Raw genomic sequence first — 19,949 nt, forward strand, 5'->3', positions numbered from 1 at the left:
AGCGCGGACCGGGCCAGGCAATGCCCCAGGCCCGGCCCCTCCCCTACCGCCCGAAAACCGTGCTAACGCGGCGGACCCATGGCACCGCGCGTGCGCTTCGCCCCCTCCCCGAGCGGCTACCTCCACATCGGGGGAGCGCGCACCGCCCTGTTCAACTGGCTCTGGGCCAAGCGCCAGGGCGGGACGTTCATCGTACGCATCGAGGACACCGATCAGGACCGGAGCAGCCTCGACAGCGTCCGGGCCATCTTGGACGCCCTGACCTGGCTCGGCCTCGACTGGCAGGAGGGACCGGAGGTGGGCGGCCCCCACGGGCCCTACTTCCAGAGCGAGCGCAAGCAGCTGTACCGGGACGCGGTGGAGCAGCTGATCCGGGCCGGCAAGGCCTACCGCTGCTACTGCACCAAGGAAGAGCTGGATGCCCAGCGCGCCGCGCTCAAGGAGCGGGACCCCAAGGCGCAGTTCGTCTACCCGCGCACTTGCCGGGAGCGCAAGGACGAGCCGGCACTCCCGCACGTGGTGCGCTTCAAGTCCCCCGAGCACGGCTCCACCGACTTCGTGGACAAGGTGTTCGGCGAGATCCGCACGCCCAACGAGGTCCAGCAGGACTTCGTCATCGTGCGCACGGATGGCTTCCCGCTCTACAACCTGGGCGCGGTGGTGGACGACCACGCCATGGGCATCACGCTGGTGGCCCGCGGCCGCGACCACATCGGCAACACCCCGCAGCAAGTCCTGCTGTATCGGGCCTTCGGTTGGGACGTGCCCGAGTTCGCCCACCTGCCGATGATGCTCTCACCCAAGGGCGACAAGCTCAGCAAGCGGCACGCCTCGGTCGGGGTGCAGGACTACCGCGACCGCGGCTTCACGCCGATGGGCGTGTTGAACTACCTGGTGCGCTTCGGCTGGTCCTACGGCGACCAGGAGATCTTCAGCCGCGAGGAGCTGGTCGGACTGTTCGACTGGGAGCGCGTCAACAAGAGCGACGGCAAGTTCGACGAGAAGAAGTTCGCGGACGTGGCCTTCGAGCAGCTCAAGCGGCCGGAGCTGACGTCGCTCACCGACTACGCCGAGGGCGTGCGCCCGTTCCTCGCCGCCCGAGGCCTGACGGACGTCCCGGCGACCACCCTCGAGGCGGCGATCCCCACGATTCGCGAGCGCGCTCGGACTCTGGTCGAGGCCGCGCAGGCGCTGGACTACTACTTCCGTGACCCGCCGGAGCTCGATCCCGCGGCGCGGACGAAGCTCCTGGTGCCGGCGGCGGTCCCGTACCTGGTCGGCCTCGCCGAGCTCTGCCGCGGCATCCCGAGCTTCGAGGTCGGGGCGCTCGAGGAGGCGGTTCGGGCCTGGACCGAGCGGGAGCAGCTCCAGATGAAGAACGTGGCGCAGCCGGCGCGCGTGGCCCTCACGGGCAGGAGCGCCAGCCCGGGTCTGTTCGAGGTGATGGTCGTGCTCGGGCGGGAGCGCACGGTGGCGCGGCTCGAGGCCGCGGCCCAGCTCGCCGGCGGAGGCGCCTAGGCCGCCGCGCATGCTCGACGGGCTCGCCAAGCTGGGACCGGAGATGCCGGAAGGGTTCGCCCTCCCGCTGACGCACCTTCGCTTCCTGTCGTGGTGGGACGCGATCCTCGGCTATCCCCCCATCAAGGCGCTCCTGCCGCTGCCGATCCTGTGCCTGATCGCGCCGCTGATCTGGCGGTTCTTCCGCGAGACCTGGCGCGAGCTGGACCGGGAAGCCGCCGAGTACCGGTCGGAGCTGGTACGCGAGGGCCGGCACGACCTCCGCCCGGCGGCGTGCCTCTTGATCACCGCCGTCGTGCTCACGCTCCAGGAGTACTACGGGGGCCGTCAGATCTACGACCAGATGCTCCGGCCCCTTCTGGCCGAGCTCGAGCGAGGAGGCTGGCGCTTCGTCAAGCTCGGCAAATACGACGAGCTCTACGGCTACGCCTGGTGGGTCGGGAGCCGCGTGCTCGGCTACGTCATCATCCCGCTGCCGCTCTGGAAGCTGCTGTTCCCCAAGGACAGCCTGCTCGACATGGGCTTCCACGTGCGGGGCTTCTTCAAGCACCTCTGGATCTACGCCGCCTGCCTGGGCTTCGTCCTGCCCGCCATGCTGCTGGTCGCCTCGCAGCCCGACTTCGGCGGCTACTACCCGTTCTACAAGCAGAGCTCGCGCAGCTGGTTCGACTTCCTGACCTGGGAGGCCATGTACTTCCTGCAATTTCTGGCGCTGGAGGCCTTCTTCCGCGGCTGGATCGTGGGTGCGCTCCGGAAGAGCATGGGGGCCGGCGCCATCTTCGCCATGGCCGTGCCGTACTGCATGATCCACTACGGCAAGCCCTACCTGGAGGCGCACGGCGCCATCGTGGCGGGCGTCGTGCTCGGCAGCCTGGCGATGCGCACCAAGAGCATCTACTCCGGCTTCCTGGTTCACATCACCGTGGCCTTCCTGATGGACCTGCTCGCCCTGTGGAAGCGCGGCGCGCTCCCGACGACGCTCTGGGCGCCGGGCTAGGCTGGACTCGGGCAGTCTCGGGACGAGCGCGAGCGGCGGGAGCGCGGCTCATCTTTCCCTTGCGAAGCGCCCCGTTCCGACGTTTGCTTCGCCTGCTCCCCGGACCGACGTCGCCCCGTCCCCGTGGGGGCTCGAGCCACGGCTCGATTCGCTAGCAGTGTATCGACGCGCCCGAGGAGGCCAAGTTGAACGAGATGGTCGAGAACGGCGAGGCGTGGAGCCCGCAGAAGAGCGCGCAGCTCTACCAGATCCAAGGCTGGGGGATCCCCTACTTCACCGTCACCGAGCAGGGGCACGTGCAGGTCACGCCGGACCCGAGCCGCGACCGCAGCATCAACATGTACGAGCTGGTGCAGCACCTCGAGGCGCGGGGCCTCGACCTGCCGCTCTTGATCCGCTTCAGCGACATCGTCGAGCACCGCATCAAGCGCATCAACGAGGCGTTCGAGCGCGCCATCCTCGAGTACGAGTACCAGGGCATCTACCGCGGCGTGTTCCCGGTCAAGGTGAACCAGCAACGCCACCTGATCGAGGACGTGGTCGAATACGGCCGGCGCTGGCAGTTCGGCCTGGAGGCCGGCAGCAAGCCGGAGCTCCTGATCGCCCTGGCCGCCATGCAGGACGTCGGCGGGCTGATCATCTGCAACGGCTACAAGGACCTGCACTACATCGAGACGGCGCTGGTCGCGCAGAAGTTCGACAAGACCGTGATCGTGGTCCTCGAGCGCATCGAAGAGCTCGACCACGTGTTTCGCGCCGCGGAGAAGCTCGGCATCCGCCCGGTGCTCGGCGTGCGCAGCAAGCTGAGCGCCAAGGGCGTCGGACGCTGGGCGAACTCCGCGGGAGATCGCGCGAAGTTCGGCCTGACCATGACCGAGATCGTCGAGCTGGTGGACCGCCTCGCGGCCAAGGACATGCTCGACTGCCTGCAGCTCCTGCACTTCCACATCGGCAGTCAGATCTCGAGCATCATCCCCATCAAGAACGCCATCCAGGAGGCGGCGAACATCTACACCGAGCTGGCGAAGATGGGCTGCAAGATGGGCTTCCTCGACGTCGGCGGCGGCTTGGCCATCGACTACGACGGCTCGAAGACGGACTTCCACGCCTCCAAGAACTACACGCTGGAGGAGTACGCGGCGGACGTGGTCGCCCACGTGCAAGCGGCCTGCAACAAGTCCAACGTGCCCTGCCCGACCCTGGTCAGCGAGAGCGGGCGCGCCGTGGCGGCGCACCACTCCGTCCTGGTGTTCGAGGTCGTGGGCGTGAACGAGGTGCGCTTCGGCGATCCCGTCGAGCCGAAGCCCGAGGCTCACCGCCTGGTCAAGGACCTGTACGAGACCTACAAGGGCATCAGCGCCAAGAACGTGCAGGAGTCGTGGCACGACGCCACGCAGGCCAAGGAAGAGGCGCAGAACCTGTTCAAGTACGGCTACCTCAGCCTGCGGGAGCGCGCGCAGGCCGAGCGCCTGTTCTGGAACTGCTGCGAGAAGATCCAGGCCCGCGTCAAGCGGCTCAAGTTCGTGCCGGAGGAGCTCTGGGATCTCGAGCGCACGATGAGCAGCATCTACTACTGCAACTTCAGCGTGTTCCAGTCGGCACCGGACATCTGGGCCATCGACCAGCTCTTCCCCATCATGCCCATCCACCGCCTGGACGAGCAGCCCCAGGTCACCGCGCGCCTGGCGGATCTGACCTGCGACAGCGACGGCATGATCGATCGCTTCATCGACGTCGAGGAGGACAAGCAGGTGCTCGAGGTCCACGACTATCGGCCCGACGAGCCCTACTTCATGGCCATGTTCCTGAACGGCGCGTACCAGGAGATCCTCGGCGACTTGCACAACCTGTTCGGCGACACGAACGCCGTGCACGTGCGCCTGACCGACGAGGGCTACGAGGTGCGCCACGTGGTCAAGGGCGAGAGCATCGCAGACGTCCTGCGCTACGTGGAGTACCAGCCGGAGGTGATGGTCGAGGCGGTGCGCAAGCAGGCCGAACGCGCCGTGCAGAGCGGCCGGCTCACCAACGAGCAGATGCGCACGCTGATGCAGCACTACGAGCAGGCGCTCCGGAGCTACACCTACCTGACCGACAGCGAGAGCTAGCTCAAAGCTTCCAGCGCCCGCGCGATCGCGACCGTGTCTTCGGCGTCACGCAGGCGCGCGTCGATCTCGCTCGGCACCACCAGGCGCTCCGCGCGCCCGAGCACCTCGAGACAGAGCTCCCTCGCCAGCGCGGCGTTCGCCCGTCCGGCACCCTCGGCCCGCTCGGCGTCCATCAGATCGCGCAGCCAGAGCCGGCCGCCCTCGTCGAGCGCGAAGCGCCGGAAGCGCGCGTCCGGGAGCTTCACACCCGCCAGGCCCAGCGCCCCCAGGATCGCCACCGCCTCGCCCGCGATGGCGAGCGCGGTGCTCTTCCGCAGGCCGCCCTTGCCCAGGATGACCTCGTTGGCCGCGCGACCGTGGCGCTCGACCGCGAGGTAAGGCTCGCCCCGGTCGCTCTGCCCGTGGGCCACGACCGGCGCGACACCGGGCAGCGCGATGCTCTTCGCGAGCTCGACCGCGCGCGCGTAGCGCTCCACGTCCGCCCCCGTTCCCACGCGCACCCACACCGAGAGCTGCCTCGCGAAGTGCAGGCCGCTGGCGAAGAGCTCCCGCGGCGGGCGCGCGGGGTCCCGGGCCGGCAGCCGCTCCGTCAGCCCGATGCCGCCGAAGCGCGCGCCGTCCAGCGCCGCGAGCCAGTGGCGCGGCACCTCGACGCCGTCCTTCGCGAGCTGGACGAAGAAGGCCTTGGCCTCCCGCTCCATCCCTTGCGACAGGAGCCAGCGGGCGAGCCCGAGCGCCGCGTCGCCGTAGGCGCGTTCCCCCTTGAAGCCCTCCAGGAGAAAGCGCAGGCCCGCCGCTGACTTCTGCGAGGCCTCGGCCGACAGCTCGATGCCCGCCTCGAACAGGCGCCGTCGCACCGCCGGCGTCTGCGCCCGAAGCACGCTCTCGTGGGCGGAGAGCAGCATGCCGGCGCCCCGCCGGAGCGCGTCGGCGTCGAACGGATTGGGCGCGCCGCGCACGATCACCGCGTGGGCGGCGCGCAGCGGCACGACGATGCTCGCCAGGGCCTCCGGCAGGCGCTCCGCCGAGGCGTCGAAGGCCTGCTGGAAGGTCGAGCTCGAGAGCAAGCTGAACAGGAGCTGCGGCCGGTCGCGCTCGCTGGTGAGCTCGACGATCAGATCGAGCACGCGGCGCATCTGCGCGGCGCTGACCCTTTCGAAGTCGATGCGCCGGAGTGCAGCCGCCAGCGCGGGCACCGCATCCGGGCGAGAAGCGTCCTTCAGGCTCTCCAGGTAGAGCAGGAGGTAGGCGATGTCGGGCGAGAAGCGGATGATGCCCTCGAGCAGCCGCGTGCGGCTGCCCACGTCGAGGCGCGGCACGGCGAGCTCGACCCGGCTCTTCTCGACCTTGTCGAGCAGGTGCTGGCACACGCCGCGGTGCGTGGGCTCCCGCGCGCCGTTCAGGAGCAGGTCCTCCGCCGCGTTGACCTTGAGCGCCAGGAGCTTGCGGTGCTCCTTCAGGAAGCGCAGGTGCACGCGCATCTCCGCGGCCTCGGCCTCGCTGAGCGGCTCGTCGGCGGGTTTGTCCACGTCGACCGCGGGCTTGGCCGCCGCGATGACCGCCACCGCGGAGGCGGGGGGCTTCGGCGGGGGGCCGCGGCGCCGGCGGCGCCGGCGGTCGCTGTTCGAGTCTCGTTCGGGCATGGCAGGTGCGGGAGCGCTACTCTACTCGGCGCCGCCCGGTTGCGGCAGGACCGCTTATCGAAGCGGGAATTCTTGGACCTCCAACCGGCGTTCTCGCTACGATCCCTTACCACCGTGCCCGTCGCCTCCCGCCACCTTCGCCTCCTTTCGACCGTCGCGGGCGCCGGTCTGCTCTCGCTGAGCGGGGTCGGCCGCGCCGACATCTACAAGACCGTCGATGAGAGCGGGGTCGTCTCCTTCACCAACAAGCCGGTCGGCAAGTCGAGCGAGCTCTACGCCAAGGACAAGCCCAAGATCCCGGTCTTCATGCCCAGCGACACCTCGCCGGAGCGTTTCTCGCGCTACGACGTGTACATCCGGCAGGCGGCGACGCTCTACCAGATCCCCGAGGAGCTGGTGCGCGCCGTGATCAAGGTGGAGAGCGACTTCGACCCACGCGCCGTCTCACGCGCCAACGCCCGGGGGCTGATGCAGCTGATCCCGGAGACCGCCGAACGCATGCTGGTCAGCGACCACTTCGACCCGCGTCAGAACATCTTCGGCGGCACGCGCTACCTGCGCGTCCTGGCAAACCTGTTCAACGGCGATCTCGAGCTGACCATCGCGGCTTACAACGCCGGCGAGAACGCCGTGATCAGGAATGGCGGCATCCCGCCCTACGAAGAGACCCAGGCCTACGTGGGCAAGGTGCTCTCGTACTACCGGCACTATCGCGCGCAGGGGAAGTGAGCGCGGGGGCTCAGTCGCGTGTCGGGTCCGCCCGCTCCGTCAGCCGCGCGCCCGCTTCTTCGCGCGCGGGCCGTACTGCCCGAGCGCCTGATCCAGCTCCGCGCGCACGCGTTCGACCAGCTCGGGAGGCTCGACTGTGTGATCTCGCTCCGCGGACTGCCCACACGCCTCGCGACTCTTCCCACCGGCGGAACAGCCGGCGCCCGGCCTGAGATTTCTCGCGTCCGCTGATCCCCCAGAACGTCTGGCGTCACTTCCGTGCAGTCGGAACAGCCGGCGCGGGTTCCGGCCGGTTTTTCTCACTCTCCTCTCTTTGGCCGATCGTGATCTGATTTTGCCAAGACCCTGATGTGATTCCGGGCTCGGCCTGCGGCCTCGCGAGCTCCGCACCAGCTGCTGGACTTGCTGCTGGACCTGGTGCTGGACCTGCTCCCGCACCAGCTCCTGGACCTGCTCCCGCACCAGCTCCTGGACCTGCTTCCTGCTCCTGGTCCCGTCCCCGTCCCCGTCCCCGGGTCCAAATCCCGGCGTTTCGAACCCGCGCGTCGGCTCAGCCGCGCGCGTCGAGTGCGCCCGCTCGGTCAGGAACGCGCCCGCTTCTTCGCGCGCGCGCCGTACTGCCCGAGCGCCTGCTCCAGCTCGGCGCGCACGCGCTCGACGAGCTCGGGAGGCTCGACGACCTTCGCGCGCGGCCCCCACTCGAGCACCCAGCTGACCACCGGGTTCAGGTTCCCGACCGTCATGCTCAGCCGGACGCCGCCACTGGCGATGGCCTGGAGCTTCTGCGAGGCGTGGACCTTGCGGGTGCGCAGGTACTCCGCGCCCTGCGCGTCGAAGTCGATCACCACTTTGTGGCGGGTCTCGCTGCGCCAGATGCCGAGCTCGCCCTGGAAGTAGTCGTCGATCTTGAAGCCGTCGGGGAGCACGAAACGCTCGGAGGTCGCGCACTCCGTGTCCCGCATGCGATCGAGGACGAAGGTACGGATCTCGTCCTTGTCGACGTGCAGGCCCACGCAGTAGATGGCGTCGCGGTGGAGCACCAGCGCGTACGGATGGATGGTGATGCGCTCTTCGTTGCGCTTTGCCACGCTTCGGTACGCCAGTGAGAGCGGTCGGAGATCGGAGACGGCCTGAAACAGGTCGTCGAGCTCCTCGGTCTTCTCGGCGTAGTTCTTGGGCGCGAAGGGCAGGTACAAGAAGCGGTCCTCGAGCCGAGCGTCAGCCAGGCCCGCGTTCGGCCCGCGTCCGGGACGCTGGGCGAAGGTCAGCAGCTTGTTGATGGCCAGATCGATCTCTTCGAACAGCGCCGAGCCGCGCATCGGCTCGAACAGCCGGCGCGCCGCCAGGAGCGCGTAGGCCTGCGTGCGCCGGAGCTCCACCTTGCGCGGGATTTCGCTCTGTCGGATGCGCCAGAGCAGCGCGCCGCCGCCCTTCACCTCGTGACTCTCGAGGTCGTACTCGCGCCCCATTTCCTTCAGGTAGCGGCGCATGGTCCGTGCGCTCACGTCGATGGCGTCCGCGAGCTCGTAGAGCGTCAGGCCGCGGGGGTGGCGCGCCAGGAGATCGCGCACGACGTCCAGGCGCCGGTGCTGGGTGAAGCGGCCTTTGGGGCGTCCGAGCGGCTTGGCCACGGGGTCTCCGAGCGCGCACGATTAGCGTCCCTGGGCTCGGGCGTCACGAGGGGCCTGGCTCGGACTGGGATCCGTGGGACACCGGCCCTGGGGCCTGTAGGTCGAAGTGGGCGAAAACGGGCAGCGCAAGCCTTGAGGCCAGGACCCCAACCGTGTAGCTTTCACGATGGTTCAGAATCCTTGCGGCATGCGCTCGGCGGGCGCGGCAAGCGGCTCCATTCCCGGAGCCATCACACCAAAACGGCGGACTTTCGAGGGCGTGCTCATGGCCAATCAGAACGAGCGTCTCGTGCGGCTTTTGACCCGGGCTTCTGGGCTGGCTCTCGCTGGCTGGGCGGCGCTGGCAGCCGCGCCCAAACCGGCCGCTGCGCAGGAGGACGCGAAGTGCCTGAGCCCGGATCCTTCCGTGTGGCCGAAGCCGCAGCGGCCGTACTTCCTGGTCGTCGTGGACACGTCGGGCAGCATGGCGGCTTGCACGAACCCGGCGACCGCCTGGCCGCAGACCTGCGCAGACGTCGGCGGCGGCGTGAACAACTCGTGCGGATGGCAGCCGCTTCGCGTCAATGACGCGAAGTGCGCGCTGCGCAACACCATCCAGGCGTTCGCCGGAGAGGCCAATTTCGGCTTGGCCAGCTTCTCGCGCACGATCTCGGGTTGCCCCGCAGCCTGCAACTGGGGCGAGTTCTGGACGGGCTCCAGCTGGTATCGCTACGCCTACAACGGTTGCTCCTTCGGCGGCAGCGCCTGCGGCGGCGCCAACATGCTCGTGGGCATGGTGCAGGACCAGGACCCACCGCTGCCCAACAACGTCGCGAGCATGCTGCAGTACATGGACCACAACTGCGGCGACCAGAAGGAGCTCTTCGCCTACGACGCGACTCCCATCGGCGCGTCGCTCCAGAACGCACGCACGTACTTCCAGAGCGGACTGCCCGGGTTCCCATCCCCACTGACCGCTGCGGATCGCGCGTGCCGGTCCCTCAACGTCATTCTCATGACGGACGGCGGCGAAACTTGCAGCGGCGACCCAGTGACCGCAGCGCAGCAGCTCTACAACGGCTTCACGAAGGACGGGCTCTTCCGGCGCATCTACACCCACGTGATCGCCTTCAACGTGGACGCGCCGGCGGATCAGACGCTGCTCAACAACGTCCACAAGATGGGGCAGTGCGGGACGACCACGGGCGCGTGCGCCAGCGCCGTCAACGCGCTCCCAGCCAACAACGAGGTGACGCTCTCGCAAGCTTTCGCCACGATCATCTCCGGCGCGATCAAGCCGGAGGTCTGCAACAACGCGGACGACAACTGCAACGGCTGCACGGACGAGGGGTACGCGCACTACTGCAACCAGCGCACGGACTGCTGCACGCAGCCACGAGCCACCTGCCTCTCGCAGTACACCGCCTCGATCACGCCCTCGAACCCCCAGGGCGATCTGACCAAGCTGCCCTGCGTGACCTCGGCGCAGTCGAGCCAGCCGCTGAACTGGCTCTGCTACAACCCGACCGAGCAGTGCAACAACGCTGACGACAACTGCAACGGGCAGACCGACGAGGGCGTGCTCAAGTGCGGCAACCCGCCCCACTGCCCCACGGCGGAGGTCTGCAACAACGAGGACGACAACTGCGACGGCGTGATCGACAACGCCGCGGGCAGCGGCGTGCCGTTCAGCGCTTGCCCGAACAACTGCCAGCCCAGCCCCGAGATCTGCGACGGCTGTGACAACGACTGCGACGGCGTCGCGGACGACGGGGTCGCGGCCATCCCTTGCGGCTTCAGCCCGCCCGGCAACTGCACCGGCACGCAGAGCTGCCAGAGCACGGGCCAGGCCGTCCCCATCGGCGGCTGCGTCGGCGCCGGCGTGCCCAAGGGCTTCGGCACCTGCGTGAACAACCCGCAGACGGAGATCTGCGACGGCATCGACAACAACTGCAACGGCACCGTGGACGAGGGCATCGCACCGACGACCTGCACCATCCCCGGCCAGCCGGGCCTGGTCTACAAGGACACCTTCCCCCCGAGCCAGTGCGTCAAGGGCCAGCTGCCCTGCAACGGCACCTGCTCCGGCTGGATCGGCCCCAGCGCCGAGATCTGCGACGGAATCGACAACGACTGCGACGGCGTGGTGGACGACGGCGTGCCGGGCGTCGGCCAGGCCTGCGGCGTCCAGGGCGGCATCTGCACCAAGGGCACCACCGCCTGCGTGGGTGGCGTGCTGGTCTGTCAGGGCGGCACCCCGCCGCAGCCCGAGAGCTGCAACGGCATCGACGACGACTGCGACGGCCAGGTGGACGACGCGCCGCTGACCGACCAGCCCGCGCAGCCCGGCTGCTGGAACCTGCCCGCCACCGGCTGCAACCCCGTGTGCAGCCACTCCAACGTCCAGTGGTGCCCGCCCGCCGGCGGCACCTGCACCGGGACCGGCACCCTGACCACCCCGTGTCAGGCCGGCAGCCTGGTCTGCAACGGCAACCAGGGCTGGAAGTGCCAGGGCGGCAAGACCCCGAGCCCCGAGGTCTGCGACGGCGTGGACAACGACTGCGACGGCACCAAGGACGACAACGTCTCCGGCGTCGGCCAGACCTGCGGCAACACCACCCCGCCCTGCCAGCCCGGTCTCACCGCCTGCGTCAACGGCACCATCGAGTGCCAGGGTGGCGTCAAGCCCACCCCGGAGGTCTGCAACGCCATCGACGACGACTGCAACGGCACCGTCGACGACGGCTTGGGCCTCGGCGGGCCCTGCGCCCCCACCTACGACACCACCCTCTACCCCGGTGACCGCACCAAGGGCCAGTGCAAGCCCGGCGTCAGCCAGTGCGACACCCAGGGCAGCGGCCAGACCGTCTGCGTCGGTGGCGTCGGCCCGAGCCCCGAGATCTGCGACGGCATCGACAACGACTGCGACGGCCAGACCGACGAGCCCGGCCCGGCGCCGGACGGCATCGACGGCACCGCGAACCCGAGCAACCCGAACCAGAAGATCGGCGACGCCTGCGGCACCGACGAGGGCGAGTGCCAGAAGGGCCAGCTGATCTGCGACAACGGCAAGTTCGCGTGCGCCAACGGCATCGGACCGCAGCCCGAGAAGTGCGACTGCCTGGACAACGACTGCGACGGCAACATCGACGAGGACGCGCCGGACACGGACGCCGGCGAGCTCCCCATCTGCAGCCCGGGCAAGTCCTGCGTCGCGCTCGCGGCCGGCGTCTGCCAGTGCGCCGCGCCGTGCAAGGGCGAGATCTGCCCTGGAGGCGCGGTGTGCGAGACGGTCACCAAGAGCGGCACCACCGAGACCGGGAAGTTCTGCGTGAACGACCCCTGCGGCGACTGCTCGAAGAAGACGGTCAAGGACCCGACCACCGGCGAGGTGGTCTGCGGCCCCGGCGGTAGCGGCGCCGGTCTGCCGGAGTGCAAGTGCAAGGGCGACCTCGGCTGCCAGAGCCCGTGCTTCGGCGTCCAGTGCCCGAGCGGCCAAGCCTGCGCTCCGACCGGCCCCGCCGTCGGCACCTGCCAGCCGCAGAACAACTGCAACTTCTTCGGCTGCAAGGCGGGCGAGATCTGCAGCAACAGCGCCTGCGTCGACGACCCCTGCGACCCGAACACCTGTCAGGCCGGTGAGGTCTGCAAGCCGAACGAGACCTTCACCGAGCCGCGCTGCGTGAAGAGCTGCGCCTCCGTCACCTGCCAGGCCGGCGAGAAGTGCGTCGAGGGCGAGTGCAAGGCGACCGGTTGCGGTCAGGACTGCCCGACCGGCCAGGTCTGTGCGCCCGCGGGCGATGCGTCGTTCTCCTGCGCACCGGACAAGTGCCAGACCGAGGGCGGCCTGGCCTGCTCGAACGGCTCGTACTGCGATCCGGCCACCGGCGCTTGCGGCAACGACCCCTGCACCGGGGTGAAGTGCCCGAGCGACGCCGAGTGGTGCCAGAACGGTGAATGCGTCTGGAAGCCCGAGACCGGCACCGGCGGCACCGGAGGCACGAGCGGCACCGGCGGTGGTGGAGCTGGCGGCAGCGGCGCCAAGGACGGCGGCGCGGCCAGCGGCGGAACCGCAGGCACGGCGGGCAGCGCCGGCTCCGGCGAACCCCCCAAGGGCGTCTGGGGCCTCGCCACCGGCGGCGGCGGCTGCGCGTGTAGGGCTACTGGATCGAGCCCGCGCCAAACGGCGCTGGCCCTGCTGATGTTCGCGGCGGCGATCGGCGCTGCGGGGCTTCGGCGACGACAAAGCAAAGTAGGCAATCAGTGAACAAGCTCCTGAAGCTCACGGCGCCGGTGCTGGCCGGCCTGGCCAGCATCGCAGTCGCCGCACCCGCGGCAGCACAGGCAGAGGATCCGCTGTGCCTGAGCCCGAACCCGGCGCTCTGGCCAGCGCCCTCCCGTCCCTACTTCATGATCGCCTTCGACACCTCGGGGTCGATGACGAGCTCGGTCGCGACGAACAACTCCTGCGGCTACCCGAACAACCGGCTGGGACACGGGCGCTGCGCGGTGAAGAACACCATGCAGGCCTTCGCGGGCGAGGCGCGCTTCGGCCTGGCCTCGTTCGCGCGCGTGATGAGCAACTGCGGAGCGACCTGCTTCTCCGGCTGCACCTACGCGAACCTGCCCGGGAACTCGGGAGGCAACTGCGGGAACGGCTGCGGCCCGGAGCCGACTCCGGGCGCCACGAACTCCTCGTCGCGCGCCGGCGCCAACATCCTGGTTCCCCTCGCGGCCGACAGCCAGCCGACCAACGCGACGCAGATCTTGGGCTACGTGGACAACAACTGCACCGGGAGCCAGGAGCTGTTCGCGGATGGTTGCACGCCGCTCAACGGCATCCTGCGCGACATGTATCGCTACTACTCGAGCAGCTGGACCAGGCCGGGGGGCGCCGTGACCTACACCTCGCCGCTGACGAGCGCGGCCAGCGGGGAGCGCGCCTGTCGCAGCGTGAACGTCATCCTCGTCACGGACGGCGGCGAGACCTGCGACGTCACGGCGGACGCGGTCGACGCCGCGGCGGACCTGTTCGCCGGCTTCACCAAGGATGGCATCAACTGGAAGGTCAGGACCTTCGTCATCGACTTCGGCAACGTCGGCGCCGCCGCCGATCAGATCGCGGCGGCCGGTGGCACCACCGCTGCCTACACCGCCAGCGACGAGGTCCAGCTCAGCCAGGCGCTCGCCACGATCATCGGCGGTGCAATCAAGCCGGAGGTCTGCAACAACGCGGACGACAACTGCAACGGCTGCACCGACGAGGGCTATTCGCACTACTGCAACCAGCGCACGGATTGCTGCACCCTGGCGCGAGCCACCTGCCTCTCGCAGTACACCGCGTCGATCACGCCCGCGAACCCGCAGGGCGATCTGACCAAGCTGCCCTGCACCACGCAGCTCCAGTCCACGCAACCGCTGGACTGGCTCTGCTACAACCCGACCGAGCAGTGCAACAACGCTGACGACAACTGCAACGGGCAGACCGACGAGGGCGTGCTCAAGTGCGGCAACCCGCCCCACTGCCCCACGGCGGAGGTCTGCAACAACGAGGACGACAACTGCGACGGCGTGATCGACAACGCCGCGGGCAGCGGCATCCCGTTCAGCGCTTGCCCGAACAACTGCCAGCCCAGCCCCGAGATCTGCGACGGTTGTGACAACGACTGCGACGGCGTGGCAGACGACGGGGTCGCGGCCATCCCCTGCGGCTTCAGCCCGCCCGGCAACTGCACCGGCACGCAGAGCTGCGTGAGCACGGGCCAGGCCGTTCCCATCGGCGGCTGCGTCGGCGCCGGCGTGCCCAAGGGCTTCGGCACCTGCAACAACTCGCCCGCTACCGAGATCTGCGACGGGCTCGACAACAACTGCAACGGCACCGTGGACGAGGGCATCGCACCGACGACCTGCACCATCCCCGGCCAGCCGGGCCTGGTCTACAAGGACACCTTCCCCCCGAGCCAGTGCGTCAAGGGCCAGCTGCCCTGCAACGGCACCTGCTCCGGCTGGATCGGCCCCAGCGCCGAGATCTGCGACGGAATCGACAACGACTGCGACGGCGTGGTGGACGACGGCGTGCCGGGCGTCGGCCAGGCCTGCGGCGTCCAGGGCGGCATCTGCACCAAGGGCACCACCGCCTGCGTGGGTGGCGTGCTGGTCTGTCAGGGCGGCACCCCGCCGCAGCCCGAGAGCTGCAACGGCATCGACGACGACTGCGACGGCCAGGTGGACGACGCGCCGCTGACCGACCAGCCCGCGCAGCCCGGCTGCTGGAACCTGCCCGCCACCGGCTGCAACCCCGTGTGCAGCCACTCCAACGTCCAGTGGTGCCCGCCCGCCGGCGGCACCTGCACCGGGACCGGCACCCTGACCACCCCGTGTCAGGCCGGCAGCCTGGTCTGCAACGGCAACCAGGGCTGGAAGTGCCAGGGCGGCAAGACCCCGAGCCCCGAGGTCTGCGACGGCGTGGACAACGACTGCGACGGCACCAAGGACGACAACGTCTCCGGCGTCGGCCAGACCTGCGGCAACACCACCCCGCCCTGCCAGCCCGGTCTCACCGCCTGCGTCAACGGCACCATCGAGTGCCAGGGTGGCGTCAAGCCCACCCCGGAGGTCTGCAACGCCATCGACGACGACTGCAACGGCACCGTCGACGACGGCTTGGGCCTCGGCGGGCCCTGCGCCCCCACCTACGACACCACCCTCTACCCCGGTGACCGCACCAAGGGCCAGTGCAAGCCCGGCGTCAGCCAGTGCGACACCCAGGGCAGCGGCCAGACCGTCTGCGTCGGTGGCGTCGGCCCGAGCCCCGAGATCTGCGACGGCATCGACAACGACTGCGACGGCCAGACCGACGAGCCCGGCCCGGCGCCGGACGGCATCGACGGCACCGCGAACCCGAGCAACCCGAACCAGAAGATCGGCGACGCCTGCGGCACCGACGAGGGCGAGTGCCAGAAGGGCCAGCTGATCTGCGACAACGGCAAGTTCGCGTGCGCCAACGGCATCGGACCGCAGCCCGAGAAGTGCGACTGCCTGGACAACGACTGCGACGGCAACATCGACGAGGACGCGCCGGACACGGACGCCGGCGAGCTCCCCATCTGCAGCCCGGGCAAGTCCTGCGTCGCGCTCGCGGCCGGCGTCTGCCAGTGCGCCGCGCCGTGCAAGGGCGAGATCTGCCCTGGAGGCGCGGTGTGCGAGACGGTCACCAAGAGCGGCACCACCGAGACCGGGAAGTTCTGCGTGAACGACCCCTGCGGCGACTGCTCGAAGAAGACGGTCAAGGACCCGACCACCGGCGAGGTGGTCTGCGGCCCCGGCGGTAGCGGCGCCGGTCTGCCGGAGTGCAAGTGCAAGGGCGACCTCGGCTGCCAGAGCCCGTGCTTCGGCGTCCAGTGCCCGAGCGGCCAAGCCTGCGCTCCGACCGGCCCCGCCGTCGGCACCTGCCAGCCGCAGAACAACTGCAACTTCTTCGGCTGCAAGGCGGGCGAGATCTGCAGCAACAGCGCCTGCGTCGACGACCCCTGCGACCCGAACACCTGTCAGGCCGGTGAGGTCTGCAAGCCGAACGAGACCTTCACCGAGCCGCGCTGCGTGAAGAGCTGCGCCTCCGTCACCTGCCAGGCCGGCGAGAAGTGCGTCGAGGGCGAGTGCAAGGCGACCGGTTGCGGTCAGGACTGCCCGACCGGCCAGGTCTGCGCGCCCGCGGGCGATGCGTCGTTCTCCTGCGCACCGGACAAGTGCCAGACCGAGGGCGGCCTGGCCTGCTCGAACGGCTCGTACTGCGATCCGGCCACCGGCGCTTGCGGCAACGACCCCTGCACCGGGGTGAAGTGCCCGAGCGACGCCGAGTGGTGCCAGAACGGTGAATGCGTCTGGAAGCCCGAGACCGGCACCGGCGGCACCGGAGGCACGAGCGGCACCGGCGGTGGTGGAGCTGGCGGCAGCGGCGCCAAGGACGGCGGCGCCGGTAGCGGCGGAACCGCAGGCACGGCGGGCAGCGCCGGCTCCGGCGAACCCCCCAAGGGCGTCTGGGGCCTCGCCACCGGCGGCGGAGGCTGCGCGTGCAGCAGCGTGGGCGAGCGCGAGCGGCTCACGCCCGCAGCGCTGCTGCTCTTCGCGCTGGGCGCGCTCACCTTCACCAGGCGGCGGCGGCACGGGCGGGCTGCCACTTTGAACGATGCTCGTTGCGCGGGCGAATCGGAGAACAAGGGAGATTGGTCATGAAACGCTTCGGGCTCTGGGCAGCCTTCGTCTCGAGTGCTGCAGTCGGTCTGTGGGGAGTGACTGGCTGCACCACCGAGGGCTTCTGTTTCGATGACTGCGGCACCGGCGGCTCCGCGGCCAGCGGTGGCACCGGCGCGACCGACGGCGGCGGCGCCACCGGCGGCATCGACATCGACGGCAGCATCGGTGGCAGCGGCGGCGGCATCGTCTTTCCGGACGCAGGCGACACTTGCGTGAAGACCGGCGACGAGATGTGCAACGGCATAGACGACGACTGCAACGGCAAGATCGACGACGGTCTGGACTGGACCTCGCCCCTGCACTGCGGCACCTGCGACCTGAACTGCACGCAGATCCCCCATAGCGAGAACCAGACCTGCGAGCCGCCCGGGACGCTGGACGGCACGACGCCCGGGACCTGCAAGTTCACCTGCGAGGTCGATTTCTACGACGACAAGACCAAGCCTGGCACCGACTGCGACTACCAGTGCCCCTGGAACCCGAACGGGACCAACACCACCGATCCGGGTGGCGCCTTCGGTTGCGGCAAGGACGACGACTGCGACGGCACCATCGACGAAGACGTCGACGTCTGCAAGGACATCGACAACTGCGGCAAGTGCGGCAAGACCTGCACGCTGCCGAACGCGACGGCGAAGTGCGTCACCTCCGCCGCGAGCGGCACGCCCTGCACCGAGGCGAACACGGGCTGTCAGATCGATCAGTGCACCGGCGGCTACGCCGACGCGAACAAGAGCGCGAGCGACGGCTGCGAGTACAAGTGTCCGATCTTCCCGACCACGGCCGAGGTGTGCGACGGCCAGGACAACGACTGCGACGGCCTGATCGACAACGCCGACCCGGACCTCACCACCGCCGACCAGGACGTCGGTGACGCCTGCTTCGGCGGCACCCAGGGCATCTGCGCCGACGCCGCGAACCAGGGCCTGAACAAGTGCATCGGCGGCAAGATCGAGTGCTGCGACCAGGACTCGAACAACATCAATGGGACCAACCCAGCGCTCCCGGTCACTGGCCTCCGCAACGGCGTGTGCGACTCCCCGAACGGACCCCAGGTCACCAAGCCGGGCGACAAGCTCGAGACCTGCAACGGCAAGGACGACGACTGCGACGGCCAGAACGACGACAACCCGACCGATCAGGGCGGCAAGTGCGGCCCGAGCGACACCGGCAACTGCGTGAAGGGCACCGAGCAGTGCCAGAACGGCGCGCTGGTTTGCGTGGGGAAGATCGACCCCGCAGCGGAGATCTGCAACGGCCAGGACGACGACTGCGACGGCGTCATCGACGGCACCGTTCCGAGCGGGACGCCGACGCCATGCACGACGAACGCGCAGTGCACCTCGACCCAATGGTGCGCACAGGTGGGCGCCGCCAAGCAGTGCGTGGGCTCGCCCACCGACGCCGCGGGCGACTGCGCCCCCCCCGGCCTACAGCTCCCCGTGCCGGCGCCTTGCCAGAAGGGCGCGCTCGCCTGCGTGGGCGGCGTGAAGTCCTGCGTGGGCGCGGTCGGCCCGACGGGCACGACGGACGCCTGCGGCGTGGACACCAACTGCGACGGCACGCTCACGAATCAGCCCAACCCGCTCACTGACGTGAAGAACTGCGGGCCTTCACTGCCGGGCGCGTGCGGCAACGACTGCACTCAGCTCAGCCCCGGCGGCCATGGCGTTTGGGCCTGCCAGAACGGCGCGTGCGTGCGCACCGGCTGCGATCCGGGCTTCATCAACTGTGACGGCAACAACAACGACTGCGAGAAGGCTTGCACCTTCATCAGCGCCAACGAGCAGTGCAACGGCGTGGACGACAACTGCAACTGCCAGGTCGACGAGAACATCTCGAACGCGCCCACCGCGGTGCAGGTGTGCGGCGTAGCACCTTCCGCCACGGACACTGGCTGCCTCTCGACCGCGCAGGGCGGTCAAGTCCAAGTGAGCTGCACCGCAGGCTCCTGGCAGTGCACGTTCCCGTCCGGCTACTGCACCGGCACGAAGCCCAACTACTGCAACGCCACCGCCGACATCTGCGATGGCAAGGACAACAACTGTAACGGCGCGGCCGACGAGAGCTACAAGCAGCCGGTGCTGAACCAAGGTTACCTGGGTCAGCCCTGCGCCAGCGACGACGGCAAGCCGCCGCCGGGCGACGGCGCCTGCAAGGGCGTGGGCCAGTTCATCTGCAACGGCACGCAGAACGGCACCGTGTGCAACGCCGTGAAGAACAACGCGGCGGCCGGCCCGGAGCTCTGCGACAACGTGGACAACGACTGCGACGGCAGCGTGGACGAGCCGTTCTCCGCCAAGGGCACCAACCCGACCCACTTCGTGCGGCCGGCGGCCACCAGGGTCTCGGCGAACCTGTGGATCACCCAGTACGAGGTGAGCCGCCCCGGCGCGACCAACATCAACCCCGGCACCGGCAACGGCTACCAGACGGCAGCGCCCACGGGCTCGACCATAGACAAGACCCAGGCCTGCTCGGTGAGCGGCGTGGTGCCGTGGTTCAACATCACGCCCGTCGAGGCCGCCCAGACCTGTGCGGCGCGCGGCGGCAGACTCTGCTCGACCGCGGAGTGGACCAGCATGTGCCAGGCTACCGCCAGCTGCACCTACGGCTACAACCCCCGCGGCGCCGCCTGCACCTCGGGGTTTACGGGCACGAAGTACTGCAACCTGGGCGCCTTCGACTTCGACAACAACCCCGGCAACGGCAACCAGGACGGCCTCCTGCCCACCGCCAGCAACTCGCTCCAGAACTGCTGGGCCGATTGGGCGAACCTGCAGGGCAACGTCGCAGCCAACAACAACATCCGCGACGTGACCGGCAACTTGCGCGAGATCACCTTCAACTCGACGGCCAGCCCGGGCGGCTGCAGCCAGACAGCAACGAACAGCACGTGCTTGTTCACGCTGATGGGCGGCGCTTTCAACACCGACGCCGAGGCCGGCGCCGCCTGCAACTTCACCTTCTACACGGTGAACGCGCAGTACAAGCTGTTCGACGTCGGCTACCGTTGCTGCTTCAGCGCCGACCCAGGCTTGTAGGGGCCAGAAAATCCGAAGAAACCTCGCGCCCCGGTGACAACCACCGG

At 69.3% G+C, this 19,949-nt stretch carries 9 protein-coding genes; 7 read left to right on the top strand and 2 right to left on the bottom strand.

The genetic code is table 11. The annotated features are described in order from the left end of the window. The first annotated feature begins 78 nt into the window (after window positions 1-78). The 3 genes from HS104_28325 (at window position 79) to speA (ending at window position 4,623) form a co-directional block, all read left to right on the top strand. Window positions 79-1,518 carry a glutamate--tRNA ligase gene (locus HS104_28325; protein ID MBE7483858.1) on the top strand — a complete coding sequence of 480 codons (1,440 nt, stop codon included), beginning with the start codon at window positions 79-81 and terminating at the stop codon, window positions 1,516-1,518. 10 nt (window positions 1,519-1,528) lie between these two features. Further along, entirely contained in the window at window positions 1,529-2,515 is a 987-nt protein-coding gene (locus HS104_28330) for a CPBP family intramembrane metalloprotease (protein MBE7483859.1), read from the top strand. A 194-nt stretch (window positions 2,516-2,709) separates the two neighbouring features. Continuing rightward, window positions 2,710-4,623 (top strand): biosynthetic arginine decarboxylase, encoded by a 1,914-nt coding sequence (gene speA, locus HS104_28335; protein MBE7483860.1) that lies wholly within the window; start codon window positions 2,710-2,712, stop codon window positions 4,621-4,623. Here speA and HS104_28340 read toward each other — a convergent pair. After that, window positions 4,620-6,266, bottom strand: a complete 1,647-nt coding sequence (locus HS104_28340) for a hypothetical protein (GenBank protein ID MBE7483861.1) — start codon at window positions 6,264-6,266, stop codon at window positions 4,620-4,622. The genes speA and HS104_28340 overlap by 4 nt on opposite strands. 39 nt (window positions 6,267-6,305) lie before the next feature. On the opposite strand from HS104_28340, the gene HS104_28345 reads away from it, so the two are divergent. Next, complete coding sequence (locus HS104_28345; GenBank protein ID MBE7483862.1) at window positions 6,306-6,995, top strand: lytic transglycosylase domain-containing protein; 690 nt, start codon at window positions 6,306-6,308, stop codon at window positions 6,993-6,995. Between the two features lie 581 nt (window positions 6,996-7,576). On the opposite strand, the gene HS104_28350 is transcribed toward HS104_28345, so the two are convergent. Then, window positions 7,577-8,626 carry a WYL domain-containing protein gene (locus HS104_28350; protein ID MBE7483863.1) on the bottom strand — a complete coding sequence of 350 codons (1,050 nt, stop codon included), beginning with the start codon at window positions 8,624-8,626 and terminating at the stop codon, window positions 7,577-7,579. 265 nt (window positions 8,627-8,891) lie between these two features. On the opposite strand from HS104_28350, the gene HS104_28355 reads away from it, so the two are divergent. From HS104_28355 to HS104_28365, 3 genes are read left to right on the top strand one after another with little or no spacing between them, the layout of a single operon-like run. Further along, window positions 8,892-12,872 carry a hypothetical protein gene (locus HS104_28355; GenBank protein ID MBE7483864.1) on the top strand — a complete coding sequence of 1,327 codons (3,981 nt, stop codon included), beginning with the start codon at window positions 8,892-8,894 and terminating at the stop codon, window positions 12,870-12,872. Then, entirely contained in the window at window positions 12,869-16,837 is a 3,969-nt protein-coding gene (locus tag HS104_28360) for a hypothetical protein (protein ID MBE7483865.1), read from the top strand. The genes HS104_28355 and HS104_28360 overlap by 4 nt, the downstream gene beginning before the upstream one ends. Then, window positions 16,834-19,902, top strand: a complete 3,069-nt coding sequence (locus HS104_28365; GenBank protein ID MBE7483866.1) for a hypothetical protein — start codon at window positions 16,834-16,836, stop codon at window positions 19,900-19,902. The genes HS104_28360 and HS104_28365 overlap by 4 nt, the downstream gene beginning before the upstream one ends. Window positions 19,903-19,949: the final 47 nt, after the last annotated feature.

Source organism: Polyangiaceae bacterium (assembly GCA_015075635.1).
GTDB lineage: Bacteria > Myxococcota_A > Polyangia > Polyangiales > Polyangiaceae > JADJKB01.

What these genes read in the sequence shown, in the direction of transcription:
- HS104_28325 (MBE7483858.1), top strand. Translation starts at nt 79, where the DNA reads ATGGCACCGCGCGTGCGCTTCGCCCCCTCCCCGAGCGGCTACCTCCAC.
- HS104_28330 (MBE7483859.1), top strand. Translation starts at nt 1,529, where the DNA reads ATGCTCGACGGGCTCGCCAAGCTGGGACCGGAGATGCCGGAAGGGTTC.
- speA (MBE7483860.1), top strand. Translation starts at nt 2,710, where the DNA reads ATGGTCGAGAACGGCGAGGCGTGGAGCCCGCAGAAGAGCGCGCAGCTC.
- HS104_28355 (MBE7483864.1), top strand. Translation starts at nt 8,892, where the DNA reads ATGGCCAATCAGAACGAGCGTCTCGTGCGGCTTTTGACCCGGGCTTCT.
- HS104_28365 (MBE7483866.1), top strand. Translation starts at nt 16,834, where the DNA reads ATGAAACGCTTCGGGCTCTGGGCAGCCTTCGTCTCGAGTGCTGCAGTC.
- HS104_28340 (MBE7483861.1), bottom strand. Translation starts at nt 6,266, where the DNA reads ATGCCCGAACGAGACTCGAACAGCGACCGCCGGCGCCGCCGGCGCCGC.